Genomic DNA, 14,602 nt, shown 5'->3' on the forward strand with positions numbered 1-14,602 from the left:
GACCGTCCGATGATCATCAGTCCCCCTCCGGAACACCCTGACCCCGACCGCCCGGAAGCCTCGGGCAGTCGTGCGCATTTTCTGCAGGTATTTTTGTCCCAGCGCCCGCAGATGGAGGCCTTGGTCAGCCGTCGCGTAGGTTGCCGGGCGACGGCGGCCGACCTGGTGCAGGATTTGTTCCTGCGCTTCTGGCGCCGGCCGCTGGTGCAGGTCGAAGAGCTCAGCACCTACCTGCTGCGGTGCGCCGGCAACATTGCTATCGACCATTTGCGCAGCGAGGGGGCGCGGGTCCGGGTCAATGAAAGCTGGCTGCCGGAGCAGCAGGATCACTACAGCGCCGAGCCGCAAGCAGCGCTGGAGGCGGGCAATGATCTGCGCCATGTCGAGGCGGCGCTGCGCAGCCTGCCGGAGCGTACGCGGCAGATCTTTTTGCTCAACCGCATCCATGGCCGCAAGTACGCACAAATCGCCAAGGCCATGGGTTTGTCCCAAAGCGCCGTGGAAAAACATATGATGCGCGCCCTCGAAGCCTGCAAGGCCAGCCTGCGGGAACCCTCGACCACGCGAACGCCAGGGAAAGCACCGTGAACAGTATTGCTCGCGTCACCCCGACGCCGGCCCAGGAGCAGGCTGCCCTGGCCTGGCTCAGCCTGTTGCATGACCAGCCCAGCAGTGGCGATCAGGCCACATTCAGCCAATGGCTGCAGGCTGATCCGGCGCATATCGAAGCCTATGCCCAGGCCCAGGTGCTGTGGGAACTCAGCGAAGTGCCGGCGCGGACCCTGGCTCGGGAAGATGAATTTGCCCTGCAGGGTTACTTGCGGGAGATGGATCGGGCCCAGGGCCGTTCGCGGCGCCGTTGGGCTGCCGGGTTGGCGATGGCCGCCTGTTTGCTGCTGACGATCAGCATGGGGGGCGGCTGGCAGCCACAGCGCTGGGTCGACGATTTTGGTGCCGACTATGTCTCGGCCCCCGGGCAGGTGCGCACCGTGACCCTGGCCGATCAGTCCCAGGTGACCCTGGATGCCGACAGCGCGATTGCCGTGGACTTCACCCAGGGCGAGCGCCATGTGCAACTGCGCCGGGGGGCCGGTTTTTTCAGCGTGACCCACACCGGTCAGCCGTTTGTGGTCGAGGCCGACAGCGGCCGGGTGCAGGTGCTGGGCACCCAGTTCGAAGTGCGGCTGCAACCGGCCGGAGCCCAGGTGACCGTGCTCTCCGGACGCGTGGGCGTGACCCCGCAATCGGGCGCGAACCAGGAGGTGCTGGGCGCGGGCCAGCAGTTGGCGTATGCCGATGGTGTCAGCCAGGCGCTGCATGGTGTCGACAGTGAGGCGCACCTGGCCTGGCGCCAGGGTTGGCTGAACTTCTACAAGCAACCCCTGGCCGAGGTGGTCAAGGACCTGGGGCGCTATTACCCGGGACGGATCCTGCTGCTCAACGATGAACTGGGCGCCCGCCGAGTCAGCGGCAACTTCCCCAGCCAGGACCCGCAGGCGGTGCTCGACTCCCTGCAAGGCGTGCTTGGCTTTCAACAGCATCAACTGCTGGGCCGCGTGATTATCCTGCGCTGATGCCGGGTCGTTGGGTGTCAGGTAGATGAAGGGCGTTCAGTAGCCCAAACGCACCGGCTCGAAAATATTTTCATTTTTTTGCTGAGGTAAACCCGGGCGGCATTCGTGTAGTGCTTGAAAGTGCGAGTCATTCGCATCCGTAGCGGTTCTACACACAGGTCTCGAGCATGAAGTCCAGGGCACACATGGCGGCAAGCGGTTCGGTTAAAAGGTGGTTCGGCGCGTCGGCGCTGGCGGTTTCGGGCTTGGCCATGCTGCCGTTGAGCGTGGCCCTGGCGGCCGATGCCGGCAGCGCGCAACACAGTGCAGTGTTCAATTTCGCCATCGCCGCCAAGCCGCTGCCCCAGGCCCTGAGCGATTTCAGCCGGGTCACCGGGATCAGCGTGGTGTACACCGATGAGGCCCCCTATGGCATCCAGGCCCCGGCCGTCAGCGGTTCATTGAGCGCCGAGCAGGCCATGCAGCGCCTGCTGGGCAACTCCGGGCTGAGCTTCCGTCGCACCGACGCCCACACCCTGGCCCTGGAACCGCAGCCTACCGCCGGTGCGCTGAACCTGGGGGCGACCACCATCACCTCCGTGGTCGCGGCCGACAGCACCAGCTACCAGCCACCGGCTACCACCTCGATCGCCCGCTCCCAGGCCCTGAACCAGGAGATCCCGCAGATCATCAACGTGGTGCCGGCCCAGGCCATGCGCGACCAGGCGCCGCGCAACCTGGACGATGCCCTGACCAATATCAGCGGCATCACCCAGAGCAACACCCTGGGCGGCACCCTGGACGCGGTGATGATCCGCGGGTTTGGCGACAACCGTAACGGCTCGATCATGCGCGACAGCATGCCGGTGATGCAGGGTCGCGCCCTGAACGCCACCGCCGAGCGGGTCGAGGTGCTCAAGGGCCCGGCGTCCCTGCTCTACGGCATTCAGGACCCGGGCGGCGTGGTCAATATTGTCAGCAAAAAGCCCCAGCTCGAGCAGTACAACGCCGTGACCGTACGCGGCTCCAGCTATGGCTCGGGCAAGAACGGCAGCGGTGGCAGCCTCGACAGCACCGGCGCCCTGGGGGACTCCGGGCTGGCCTATCGGATGATTGTCGACCACGAGGATGAAGACTACTGGCGCAACTTCGGCACCCACCGCGAGACGCTGGTGGCGCCGTCCCTGGCCTGGTACGGCGAAGACACCAAAGTGCTGCTGGCCTACGAGCACCGCGAGTTCCTGACCCCGTTCGACCGTGGCACCGCCATCGACCCCAGGACCAACCACCCACTGGACATTCCGGCGACCCGCCGCCTGGACGAGCCGTTCAACAACCTGGAAGGGCGCTCGGACCTGTATCGATTTGAGGTCGACCATGACCTCAACGACAACTGGAAGGCGCATTTCGGCTACAGCTGGAACCGCGAAACCTACGACGCCAGCCAGGTGCGCCTGACGGCCGTCAATAGCAACGGCACCCTGACCCGCACCATGGACGGCACCCAGGGCGCCCTGACCACCGACCGTTATGCCACCGCCACCCTGCAAGGCAAGACCGAGCTGGCCGGGATGCAGCACGACCTGGTGTTCGGCCTGGACGATGAGTACCGCAAGATTTACCGCGCCGACCTGATTCGCGGCACCGCGTCGACCTTCAACTACCTCAACCCGGTGTATGGCCAGCAAGTGGCGGGTACTGCCGTGCGCGCCGCCGACAGCGACCAGACCGACCTGCTGCGCACCGATTCGCTGTTCTTCCAGGACTCGATCCACCTCACCGACCAGTGGATTCTGGTGGGCGGTGCGCGCTTCCAGGAGTACGACCAGTACGCGGGTCGGGGCCGTCCGTTCCACGCCAACACCGACACCAACGGTCAGAAGTGGGTGCCGCGCGCCGGCCTGGTGTACCGCTACACCGACGCGCTGTCGTTCTATGGCAGCTACACCGAATCCTTCAAGCCCAACTCCAGCATCGCGCCTCTGGGCGGCGGCAATGTGGTGCTCGATGGCAGCATCGAGCCGGAGGAAGGCAAGTCCTGGGAGCTGGGGGCCAAGCTCGACCTGCCGGGGCGCATCACCGCCAGCGCGGCGCTGTTTGATATCACCAAGCGCAACGTGCTGGTGACCACCGCGACCGCCACCGACACCGTGACCAGCGTTGCTGGCGAAGTGAAGTCCCGCGGCCTGGAAATGGACCTGACCGGCCAGCTCACCGAGCAATGGAGCCTGATCGGCAGCTACGCCTACACTGACGCCGAAGTGACCAAGGACACCCAATACGAAGGCAAGCGTTTGCAGAACGTGGCCAAGAACACCGGTTCGCTGTCGGCGGTGTATGACTTCGGCAGCCTGATCGGCGGCGACCGCCTGCGGGTCGGCGCCGGTGCGCGCTATGTCGGCGAACGGGCCGGCGATGCGCCCAACAGCTTCGACCTGCCGGCCTACACCGTGGCCGATGCCTTCGCCACCTACGACACCAAGGTCGAAGGGCAGAAGGTCAAGTTCCAGCTCAACGTGAAGAACCTGTTCGACAAGACCTACTACACCTCGTCGGCGAGCCGCTTCTTTGTGTCCATGGGCGATTCGCGTCAAGTGTCGCTGTCCAGCACCCTGGAGTTCTGATGAAGGCCTGGAACCTGTTGAGCCTGGCCCTGGTCCTCAACGCGGGCGCCTGGGCGGCGCCCGCTAGCGACGATCGGGGTTATCACCGGGAGCATCGGGTCACGCTGCCCGGGTCCGGCTCCAGCTGGGGTTTTATCGCCCTGGACCCAAGCCGGCCGTACCTGTACCTGGCGCGGCGGGAAAACGGCCTGAGCGTGTTCGATGTGGACCAGCAACGGCCAGTGAAGACCCTTGAGCAGTCTGCAGGCGCCAATGGTGTGGTGCTGGTGCCGGAGCTGGATCGCCTGTTGCTGCTCAACACCGATGGCAGCCTGGGGGTGGCGCAGTTATCCACCCTCAAGCCGCTGAAGCGTATCGCGGTGGCCCGCAGCAACCTCAACAGCGCGGTGTACGACCCCGGCACCGGGCAGGTGATCATCGTCAGCGGCCGGCGCGCCGACCGCTCGACCCTGTACGTGTTCGACCCCCGGCAGGAGCGCATCGTCGCCGCCCATGAATTCGCGGTGAAGAAGATCGACCCGTTGCTGCTCAAGGGCGATGGCAGCTTCTTCATGCCGATGCGTGATGAAGGCCAGGTGGCGCGCTTGTCGACCAGCAGCTTCGCGGTGCTGGACACCTGGCGCTACCCGCAATGCAGCCGGCCCAGTGCCCTGGCCCAGGACGCCGAGCGCGGCCGGTTGTTTATCGCCTGCCGCGGTGAGCAGCCGCAGTTGCTGGTGGTGGACCGCGACAGCGGTGCGCTCAAGGCCAGCCTGCCAATTGGGCGTGACGTCAACGCGCTGGCGTATGACCCGCAGCAGCGCCTGTTGCTGATCCCCAGCGGAGTGGACGCCAGCCTGACCCTGGTGGACCAGTTGGACGCCGATCACTACCGCCTGCGCAGCAGCGTCAGCACCACGCCGATGGCCTACAACATGGCGTTCGATCCGGGCAGCAAACGGGTGTACCTGGCGGCGATGGACTTTACCCAGCCGCTGGATCAAACGTCACCGGTGAAGGCGGATCCGCTGTTTCATGCCAATACCTTCAGCGTGCTGACCCTGGCGCCCTGAGGCCGGTCTGCGGCGGGCTCAGTTGGCTCAGTTGGCTCAGCGGGCGAGGGCCTGGCGATACTCTCCGGGCGTGCCGCCCAGGGTCTGGCGAAAGCGGTTGGTGAAATGGCTGGCGCTGGAGAAGCCGCAGGCCAGGGCAATTTCGCCCAGGGCCAGGGAGGTACTGCGCAGCAAATGCCGGGCCTGGGCCAGGCGCCGGGCCAGCACATACTGGTGCGGCGGCAGGCCGAAGCTTGCGCGGAACATCCGCGCAAAATGGTATTCCGACAACGCGCACAACCCGGCCAACTGCCCGAGGCTGATGGGTTCGCCCAACTGGCTGTCGATGTACTCCACCAGATGCCGGCGCTGGTGCGCGGCCAGTCCGCCCTTCAAGCGCAGTCCCTGGCGCAGGCCGACCTGGTTGAGCAGCGCGTGGCTGAGCATTTCGTGGGCCACGCTGCTGGTCAGCAGGCGTTCGGCGGGTTCGTCCCAGTTGAGCTGGATCAGGCGGCGAAAGCGCCGGGCCTGAAGCGGGTCATCGAGGAAGGTGCTTTCGCGCAGTTGCAGCTCGCGGGGTTCGCGGTCGAGCAGGGTGACGCAGCCCAGGGCGAATTGTTCGGGGCTGAAATACAGGTGCGCCAGGCGGATTTCGCCGTTGATCACCCAGGCTGATTGATGTTCGGCGGGGAGGATGCACAGTTTGTCCGGCCCGCCCGTGGTGCCCGGTTGCTCGCGGCGAAAGGTCCCGGTGCCGCCGGCGATGTAGCACGACAGGGTGTGGTGGCTGGGGGCCTCGTAGTCCTGGGCGTCGTGGTGGTTGCTCCACAAGGCTGCAGCCAGGCCGTCACCGAGCTCGGCGCTGTGCTCGAGGCGAGCATTGGGCGAGCGGTTGAGGGCTTGGAAGACTTGCAGGGTTTCCAGTGCGGGCATGGTCTGTACGTCGTTGAAAAATGAGTGCGCCACGATCCTGTAGCCGCTGCCGTTGGCTGCGCACGGCCCGGGGGGAGGGCGATGGCGCGGCCTTCAAGGCTTTGCATCCTACTCCGTAGACAGGGCGCTGCCAGCTGCCGATCCGACAAAAGCGCAAGTTTATGCAAGCGTGCGCGGTGCATGGGGCCTGACACTGCAAGCCGAACTCAGGAGTAGCGCCATGAACCTTGCCTTGTATTTGCTCACCGTCCTGATCTGGGGCACCACCTGGATCGCCTTGAAACTGCAACTGGGCGTGGTGGCGATTCCGGTCTCGATCGTCTACCGCTTCGGCCTGGCGGCGCTGATCCTGTTCGTATTGCTGCTGCTCAGCCGCAAACTGCAGGTGATGAACCGGCGCGGGCACCTGATCTGCCTGGCCCAGGGCTTGTGCCTGTTCTGCATCAACTTCATGTGCTTCTTGCACGCCAGCCAGTGGATCCCCAGCGGTCTGGTGGCGGTGGTGTTTTCCACGGCAACCCTGTGGAACGCGCTGAATGCCCGGGTGTTCTTCGGCCAACGGGTGGCGCGTAACGTGCTGCTGGGTGGCGGCCTCGGCCTGTTGGGCCTGGGGCTGTTGTTCTGGCCGGAGCTGGTGGGCCACAGCGCCAGCCCGCAAACCCTGCTGGGCCTTGGGTTGGCCTTGCTCGGCACCCTGTGTTTCTCTGCGGGCAACCTGCTGTCCAGCCTGCAACAGAAGGCCGGGCTCAAGCCGCTGACCACCAACGCCTGGGGCATGGCCTACGGCGCGGTGATGCTGGGAGTGTATTGCCTGGTCCAGGGCGTGCCGTTCGCCATGGAATGGAACACGCGCTATATCGGCTCGCTGCTGTACCTGGTGATCCCGGGCTCGGTGATCGGTTTTACCGCCTACCTGACCCTGGTCGGGCGCATGGGCCCGGAACGCGCGGCCTACTGCACCGTGCTGTTTCCGGTGGTGGCGCTGAATGTGTCGGCCTACGCCGAAGGCTATCAGTGGACCGCTCCGGCACTGGCCGGGCTGGTCCTGGTGATGCTGGGCAACGTGTTGGTGTTTCGCAAACCGAAACCGGCCTTGGCCGTCACCCCTGGGAATCTGCGCCCTGCTGCCTGAGCGCAACCTGTAGCCATTGCGCGGACGCAGGCCAGGTCGCTGATCATGGGGGCAGGGCTTGCAGAACCGCCGGGTTCCAGGGGCATGGCGCCCCTGGACGTGCCCCTCAGCCCTTCCAGGTCTGCGGGTTGACCAGATCCTGCGGGCGCTCACCGAGCAAGGCGCTGCGCAGGTTATCCACCGCGCGATTGGCCATGGCCTCACGGGTTTCGTGGGTCGCCGAGCCAACGTGGGGCAGGGTTACGGCGTTTTTCAGTTGGAACAACGGCGATTCGGCCAGCGGCTCCTTCTCGTAGACGTCGAGCCCGGCACCGCGAATCTGACCTTTTTGCAGGGCCTCGATCAGCGCCGGCTCATCCACCACCGGGCCGCGGGAGATATTCACCAGGATCGCGCTCGGCTTCATCAGCGCCAGTTCACGCTGGCTGATCAGGTGTTTGGTCTTGTCGCTGAGGGGCACCACCAGGCACACGAAATCGGCTTCGGCCAGCAGTTGATCCAGGCTGCGGAACTGCGCCCCGAGTTCCTGTTCCAGCTGGGGCTTGCGGCTGTTGCCGCTGTACAGGACCGGCATGTTGAAGCCCAGGCGGCCGCGACGCGCCACGGCGGCACCGATGTTGCCCATGCCGACGATGCCCAGGGTCTTGCCGTGCACGTCGCTGCCAAACAGCGAAGCGCCAACGCTGGCCTGCCACTGGCCGGCCTTGGTCCAGGCGTCCAGCTCGGCCACCCGGCGTGCGCTGCTCATCAGCAGGGCGAACGCCAGGTCGGCGGTGCTTTCAGTGAGCACGTCCGGGGTGTTGGTGAGCATGATCCCGCGTTCGTTGAAGTAGCCCAGATCGTAGTTGTCGTAACCCACCGAGACGCTGGACACCACTTGCAGTTTGGCGGCGTTTTCCAGCTGGGCGCGGCCCAGTTTGCGGCCGACGCCGATCAGGCCGTGGGCCTGGGGCAGGGCTTCGTTGAACTGCGCGCTGATATCACCCTGCTTGGGGTCGGGCACGATCACGTCGAACTCCTGGCGCAGGCGTTCGATCATCTCGGGAGTGATGCGGCTGAAGGCAAGTACGGTCTTTTTCATCGCGGGAAAGCTCGACAGGCGGGAGAGAATGCCAAGCAAGCTAACATTCTCGACAGCTTTTTTGTAGCCGCTGGCCATTGGGAGCGCCTGGGGGCATCAGGGGTGTTTGCCCTGATGCTGATGGCCAGCGCAGCCTGGCGGCAGCGGTTACAGCGGTTGAGCAGGCTCAGTTGGTCAGGCGTGCACCGGCCAGGCTGCCGCTGAGTTCGTAGGCGGCGAGTTCGGCCTGGTGCGCGGCGAGGATCTCCGGCAGGGAGCCGCGCAGGTACTCGACCCAGGTCTTGATCTTGGCGTCCAGGTACTGGCGCGAAGGGTAGATGGCGTACAGGTTCAGCTCCTGGGAGCGGTACTGCGGCATGACCCGCACCAGGGTGCCGTTGCGCAGCCCTTCGATGGCGGCGTACACCGGCAGCACGCCGACGCCCATGCCGCTGGTGATCGCGGTTTTCATCGCGTCGGCGGAGTTCACCAGGAACGGCGAGCCATTGATGGTCACCATTTCCTGGCCTTCCGGGCCGTCGAAGGTCCACTTTTCCAGGGGGATGACCGGGCTCACCAGGCGCAGGCAGGCGTGGTTCAGCAGGTCGATGGGCTTGTTCGGGCAGCCGTTGGCTTTTACATAGGCCGGCGAGGCACAGACGATGCTGTAGGTGATCCCCAGGCGCTGGGAGACAAACCCCGAGTCCGGCAGCTCGCTGGCGAGCACGATGGACACGTCGTAGCCCTCGTCCAGCAGGTCCGGCACGCGGTTGGCCATGGTCAGGTCGAAGGTCACGTCGGGGTGGGTCTTGCGATAGCGGGCGATGGCGTCGATCACGAAGTGCTGGCCGATACCGGTCATGGTGTGCACTTTCAATTGCCCGGCGGGGCGGGCATGGGCGTCGCTGGCCTCGGCCTCGGCTTCTTCGACGTAGGCCAGGATCTGCTCGCAGCGCAGCAGGTAGCGTTTGCCGGCCTCGGTCAGGGCGATGCGTCGAGTCGTACGGTTAAGCAAGCGGGTTTGCAGGTGGGCCTCAAGGTTGGAGACCGCGCGCGAGACATTGGCTGTGGTGGTGTCCAGTTGCACGGCGGCGGCGGTGAAACTGCCGGCCTCGGCGACACAGCTGAAGGCGCGCATGTTTTGCAAAGTGTCCATGGGGTGCTCTCAAGGGAGATGGCAAATTGTGACACGAAGTTTCAGTGTTTACAGGGGCTTGGGGATACGACCAATGGATTATCGCGTTTACGGTAACAAAGATTCACAGGAAACCCACCTTATCGCAATCGAGGCTGCCCCCTAGAATTGCCGCGATCTGCAGGAGCCTGTCGTGCAATGCGTTGTCCCAGACGCATCGTGTCGCCCACCAGACGTCCCCTGCCAGAGAGTTGCCCCTCCCCCCGATCTCAGGAATTCGCAGCAGTGCCGCCTCGCATCAGCAGAGAGTTGAAGACTCTCAGTGTTTGGGCTTTATCGTTAGCAATCAGCGGCTGCATCGGAACCGGAGGCATAGCGCCCCAAGGCACGCTACTTCCCGCCAATACCCTGGCCACCGACGAGGCGATTCAGAGCGCCGCCCAGGACGCCCACTGGCCCAGTGCCCAGTGGTGGCAGGCCTATGGCGACCCGCAGCTGGACCAATGGGTCGACCTCGCCCTGCAAGGCAGCCCGAGCATGGCCATGGCCGCCGCCCGGGTGCGCCAGGCACGGGCCCTGGCCGGTGTCGCCGAATCTGCCGAATCGCTGCAGATCAAGGGCGATGCCAGCCTCAAGCGCCACAATTGGCCCACTGATCAGTTCTACGGTCCCGGTGACCTGGCCAACAGCACCACCTGGGACAACAACGCGGCCCTGGGCCTGAGCTATGCCCTGGACCTCTGGGGGCGCGAAAGCAACGCCAGCGAACGCGCCGTGGACCTGGCCCACATGAGCGCCGCCGAGGCGCGCCTGGCCCAGCTGGAACTGTCGAACAATGTGGTGCGGGCCTACATCCAGCTGTCGCTGCACTATGCCCGGCGCGACATCGTGCAGGCGACCCTGAAGCAGCAACAGCAGATTCTCGAGCTGGCGCAAAAGCGCCTGGACGCGGGCATCGGTACTCACTTCGAAGTCAGCCAGGCCCAAACCCCGCTGCCGGAAACCCATCGCCAGATCGACGCCCTGGATGAAGAAATCGCCCTGACCCGCAACCAACTGGCGGCCCTGACCGGCAAAGGCCCGGGGGCCGGCGCGCAACTGCAACGGCCAACCCTGGCCCTGGGCGCCGCACTGCGCCTGCCATCGGCCTTGCCCGCGCAGTTGCTCGGCCAGCGCCCGGATGTGGTCGCCAGCCGCTGGCAAGTGGCGGCCCAGGCCCGAGGCATCGATGTGGCCCACGCCGGCTTCTACCCCAACGTCGACCTGGTGGGCAGCCTCGGCTACATGGCCACCGGCGGCGGTGCGCTGGAGTTCCTCACCGGCAAGAAACTCACCTACAACGTCGGCCCGGCCATCAGCCTGCCGATTTTCGACGGCGGGCGCCTGCGTGCCGAACTGGGTGAAGCCTCGGCCGGCTACGACATCGCCGTCGCGCACTACAACCAGACCCTGGTCAATGCGCTGAAAAGCATCTCCGACCAGTTGATCCGCCGCGAGTCCATGGACAAGCAGCAAGGCTTTGCCGCCGAGTCGGTGGCGTCGGCGCAGAAAACCTATGACATCGCGATGATCGCCTACCAGCGCGGCCTCACCGACTACCTCAATGTGCTGAACGCCCAGAGCCTGTTGTTCCAGCAGCAACAGATCCAGCAGCAGGTGCAGGCGGCGCGGCTCACGGCCCATGCCGAGCTGGTGACGGCCCTGGGCGGCGGCCTGGAGGCGGGGCGCGATGTGCCAGCGGACGTCAAGATCCAACCGAGCAAGACCCCGGCGGCCCTGGCCGTCTTTGACCACTGATCGCTGACGACTGAGAAGGACCCAATGACTCCCTTGCCTGCACCTTTGCGCTGGCTGCACTCCCTTGAATGGCGCCGGGGTTTCTTTGACTGGGCGCGCAGCGACGGCGTGACCTGGGTCTACATCTTCAAGGTGCTGACCGCCGCGTTCCTCACCTTGTGGCTGGCCATGCGTCTGGAGCTGCCGCAGCCGCGCACCGCGATGATCACCGTGTTTATCGTGATGCAGCCCCAGAGCGGCCAGGTGTTCGCCAAGAGTTTCTACCGCTTCTTGGGGACCCTGACCGGGTCGGCGGTGATGGTCGCGCTGATTGCCCTGTTCGCCCAGAACACCGAGCTGTTCCTCGGCTGCCTGGCGATCTGGGTCGGCATCTGTTCGGCCGGCGCGGCGCGTTATCGCAACTTTCGCGCCTACGGTTTCGTGCTGGCCGGCTACACCGCCGCCATGGTCGGCCTGCCGGCCCTGGCCCATCCGGACGGGGCCTTTATGGCGGCCGTGTGGCGGGTGCTGGAGATCTCCCTGGGGATTCTCTGCTCGACCCTGGTCAGTGCCGCGATCCTGCCGCAGACCGCCAGCGCCGCGATGCGCAATGCCCTGTACCAGCGCTTCGGGGTGTTTGCCCTGTTTGTCACCGACGGCCTGCGGGGACGCAGCCAGCGCGAGGCGTTCGAGAGCGGCAACGTGCGCTTTATCGCCGAGGCGGTGGGCCTGGAGGGCCTGCGCAGCGTCACGGTGTTTGAAGACCCGCACATGCGCCGGCGCAACGGCCGCCTGAGTCGCCTGAACAGCGAGTTCATGAGCATCACCACCCGCTTCAACGCCTTGCACCAATTGCTCGAGCGCCTGCGTGGCAGCGGTGCCGACTCTGTGGTGGGCGCGATCAAACCCGGGTTGCAGGACCTGGCCGAACTGCTGGACGGCTTCTCCGGCCGGGCCCTGACCAGCCCCGACGCGGCGCGCCTGGCCACGGCCCTGGCGGCCTACAAGGCCGAGCTGCCGGCTCGGGTGCGCAGCCTGCGGGCGCAGTTCCAGGAGCTGCAGCCCGGTGACGCCGAGCAGTTGGATTTCCACACCGCCTACGAACTGCTGTACCGCTTTGTCGACGACCTGCACGGCTACGCCCAGACCCACGCCTCGCTGGCCGACCACAGCCACGAACGCGAGCGCTGGGACGAACCCTTCACCCCGCAGACCAACTGGCTGGCCTCGGCCGCCTCGGGGATCCGCGCGGCCTTCGTGCTGGTGGTACTGGGCAGTTACTGGGTGGCCACGGCCTGGCCCAGCGGCGCCACCATGACCCTGATCGCCGCCGCCACCATCGGCCTGTCGGCGGCCACGCCGAACCCCAAACGCATGGCGTTCCAGATGGCGTGCGGGACCTTTATCGGGGCGATCATCGGCTTTGTCGAAATGTTCTTCGTGTTCCCCTGGATCGACGGCTTCCCGCTGTTGTGCGTGATGCTGGCGCCGGTGATCGTGCTGGGCTCGTTCCTCACCTCGCGTCCGCAATACGCCGGGGTCGGCCTGGGGCTGCTGATTTTCTTCAGCACCGGCTCGGTGCCGGACAACCTCACGGTCTACAACCCCTACAGCTTTATCAACGACTACATCGCCATGGTCATGGGCATGCTGGTGTGCGCGGCGGCCGGAGCGATCATCCTGCCGCCCAACAGCCGCTGGCTGTGGCGCCGACTCGAACAAGACCTGCGCGGCCAGGTGGTGTACGCCATCAGCGGCAAGCTCAAGGGTCTGGCCTCCAGCTTCGAGAGCCGAACCCGAGACCTGCTGCACCAGGCCTATGGCCTGGCGGTAGGGCAGCCCCAGGTGCAGCGCGAGCTACTGCGCTGGATGTTCGTGGTGCTGGAAGTCGGCCACGCGATCATCGAATTGCGCAAAGAGCAGGCGATCCTGCCGGTGCACCCGGCCTATGCCCAATCCCAGCCGTGGCGCCAGGCGATCCGGGTCATGGGCCGCTCGCTGGTGCGACTGTTCCTGCAACCGAGCCAGAGCAACCTGGAGCGCGGCCTGATCGCGGTCGACCACGCCATCAGCCGGGTCCAGGCCACCGACGAGCCCTTTGCCCCGCACTTCGACACCTCCGCCCTGCGCCGGGTGAAAAGCTACCTGCACTTTATCCGCAGCTCATTGCTCGACCCCCAGTCGCCGCTGGCGGCCTATGCCACGCCGCGCCCCGTTGCTGTCCAAGGACCCGAACATGCCTCGTGAAATCGCCTTCCACGGCGTTTACATGCCGACCATGACCCTGATGTTTTTTGTCGCCGCGGCCCTGGCCTGGGCCCTGGACCGGTTTATCGCCGGCTACGACCTGTACCGCTTTTTCTGGCACCCGGCGCTGCTGCGCCTGAGCCTGTTCACCTGTCTGTTCGGCGCCATGGCGCTCACTGTTTACCGTTGAGAGTGACCCGATGAAAAAGTTCTTCAGCCTGCTCGCGACCCTGCTGGTGCTGGCCCTTGCCCTGTGGATCGGCCGCACCCTGTGGGAGCACTACATGAACACCCCCTGGACCCGCGATGGTCGGGTGCGGGCGGACATCATCAACGTCGCCGCCGACGTCACCGGCGAAGTGGTCGAGGTGCCGGTGCGCGACAACCAGTTGGTGAAAAAAGGCGACCTGCTGATGCAGATCGACCCCGAGCACTACCGCATCGCGGTCAAGCAGGCGCAATCGCTGGTGGCCTCGAAAAAGGCCACCTGGGAGATGCGCAAGGTCAACGCCCACCGCCGCGCCGACCTGGACAACCTGGTGATCTCCAAGGAAAACCGCGACGACGCCAGCAACATCGCCGACTCGGCCCTGGCCGATTACCAGCATGCCCAGGCGCAACTGGATGCCGCCGAACTCAACCTCGCGCGCACCCAGGTACGGGCGGCGGTGGACGGCTATGTCACCAACCTCAACGTGCATCGCGGTGATTACGCGCGCATCGGCGAACCGAAAATGGCCGTGGTCGACATGAACTCGTTCTGGGTCTACGGCTTCTTCGAAGAAACCAAGTTGCCCCACGTGCGGGTGGGCGATAAAGCCGACATGCAACTGATGAGCGGCGAAGTGCTCAAGGGTCATGTGGAAAGCATCTCCCGCGGCATCTACGACCGCGACAACCCGGAAAGCCGCGAGCTGATCGCCGACGTCAACCCGACCTTCAACTGGGTGCGTCTGGCCCAGCGGGTGCCGGTGCGTATCCACATCGATGAAGTGCCGGACGGCGTGCTGCTGGCGGCGGGCATCACCTGCACCGTGGTAGTCAGGCAGGAGGGGGAGCAATAGGGGCGGAATGGCAGCCGCTGCACAAAACGGTTGCTGCTGCCTGTAGC

Annotated in this window: 12 protein-coding genes; 9 read left to right on the forward strand and 3 right to left on the reverse strand. The window is 65.5% G+C overall.

The window, feature by feature from the left end:
* Window positions 1-9: 9 nt before the first annotated feature.
* From JFU57_RS12805 to JFU57_RS12820, 4 genes are all read left to right on the forward strand, one after another.
* Complete coding sequence (locus JFU57_RS12805) at window positions 10-588, forward strand: RNA polymerase sigma factor (protein WP_078469893.1); 579 nt, start codon at window positions 10-12, stop codon at window positions 586-588.
* Window positions 585-1,574, forward strand: coding sequence for a FecR domain-containing protein (locus JFU57_RS12810; RefSeq protein WP_201129530.1), 990 nt, complete (start codon window positions 585-587; stop codon window positions 1,572-1,574). The genes JFU57_RS12805 and JFU57_RS12810 overlap by 4 nt, the downstream gene beginning before the upstream one ends.
* Before the next feature lie 167 nt (window positions 1,575-1,741).
* Window positions 1,742-4,177, forward strand: coding sequence for a TonB-dependent siderophore receptor (locus tag JFU57_RS12815; RefSeq protein WP_201129532.1), 2,436 nt, complete (start codon window positions 1,742-1,744; stop codon window positions 4,175-4,177).
* On the forward strand, window positions 4,177-5,229 hold the full coding sequence (locus JFU57_RS12820; protein WP_201129534.1) for a YncE family protein: 1,053 nt from the start codon (window positions 4,177-4,179) through the stop codon (window positions 5,227-5,229). Before JFU57_RS12815 ends, JFU57_RS12820 begins: the two co-directional genes overlap by 1 nt.
* 36 nt (window positions 5,230-5,265) lie before the next feature.
* Here the strand turns inward: JFU57_RS12820 and JFU57_RS12825 are convergent, their stop codons facing one another.
* Complete coding sequence (locus JFU57_RS12825; RefSeq protein ID WP_201129536.1) at window positions 5,266-6,141, reverse strand: AraC family transcriptional regulator; 876 nt, start codon at window positions 6,139-6,141, stop codon at window positions 5,266-5,268.
* A gap of 220 nt (window positions 6,142-6,361) precedes the next feature.
* Between JFU57_RS12825 and JFU57_RS12830 the strand changes: the two genes are divergently transcribed.
* Window positions 6,362-7,273 carry a DMT family transporter gene (locus tag JFU57_RS12830; protein WP_201129538.1) on the forward strand — a complete coding sequence of 304 codons (912 nt, stop codon included), beginning with the start codon at window positions 6,362-6,364 and terminating at the stop codon, window positions 7,271-7,273.
* 106 nt (window positions 7,274-7,379) lie between these two features.
* On the opposite strand, the gene JFU57_RS12835 is transcribed toward JFU57_RS12830, so the two are convergent.
* Together JFU57_RS12835 and JFU57_RS12840 are read right to left on the reverse strand one after the other, a co-directional pair.
* Complete coding sequence (locus JFU57_RS12835) at window positions 7,380-8,354, reverse strand: 2-hydroxyacid dehydrogenase (protein ID WP_201129540.1); 975 nt, start codon at window positions 8,352-8,354, stop codon at window positions 7,380-7,382.
* Window positions 8,355-8,520: 166 nt separating this feature from the next.
* Window positions 8,521-9,489, reverse strand: coding sequence for a LysR family transcriptional regulator (locus JFU57_RS12840; protein ID WP_020298381.1), 969 nt, complete (start codon window positions 9,487-9,489; stop codon window positions 8,521-8,523).
* A 264-nt stretch (window positions 9,490-9,753) separates the two neighbouring features.
* Here JFU57_RS12840 and JFU57_RS12845 point away from each other — a divergent pair, with 264 nt between their 5' ends.
* From JFU57_RS12845 to JFU57_RS12860, 4 genes are read left to right on the forward strand one after another with little or no spacing between them, the layout of a single operon-like run.
* On the forward strand, window positions 9,754-11,265 hold the full coding sequence (locus JFU57_RS12845) for an efflux transporter outer membrane subunit (RefSeq protein WP_201129542.1): 1,512 nt from the start codon (window positions 9,754-9,756) through the stop codon (window positions 11,263-11,265).
* Window positions 11,266-11,289: 24 nt separating this feature from the next.
* On the forward strand, window positions 11,290-13,491 hold the full coding sequence (locus JFU57_RS12850) for an FUSC family protein (RefSeq protein WP_201129544.1): 2,202 nt from the start codon (window positions 11,290-11,292) through the stop codon (window positions 13,489-13,491).
* A complete protein-coding gene (locus JFU57_RS12855) occupies window positions 13,481-13,681 on the forward strand; it encodes a DUF1656 domain-containing protein (protein WP_078469901.1) in 201 nt (66 codons plus the stop codon). The genes JFU57_RS12850 and JFU57_RS12855 overlap by 11 nt, the downstream gene beginning before the upstream one ends.
* A gap of 10 nt (window positions 13,682-13,691) precedes the next feature.
* On the forward strand, window positions 13,692-14,555 hold the full coding sequence (locus tag JFU57_RS12860) for an efflux RND transporter periplasmic adaptor subunit (protein WP_201129546.1): 864 nt from the start codon (window positions 13,692-13,694) through the stop codon (window positions 14,553-14,555).
* Window positions 14,556-14,602 lie beyond the last annotated feature (47 nt).

It is taken from the genome of Pseudomonas sp. TH07, from assembly GCF_016651285.1.
Lineage (GTDB): Bacteria > Pseudomonadota > Gammaproteobacteria > Pseudomonadales > Pseudomonadaceae > Aquipseudomonas.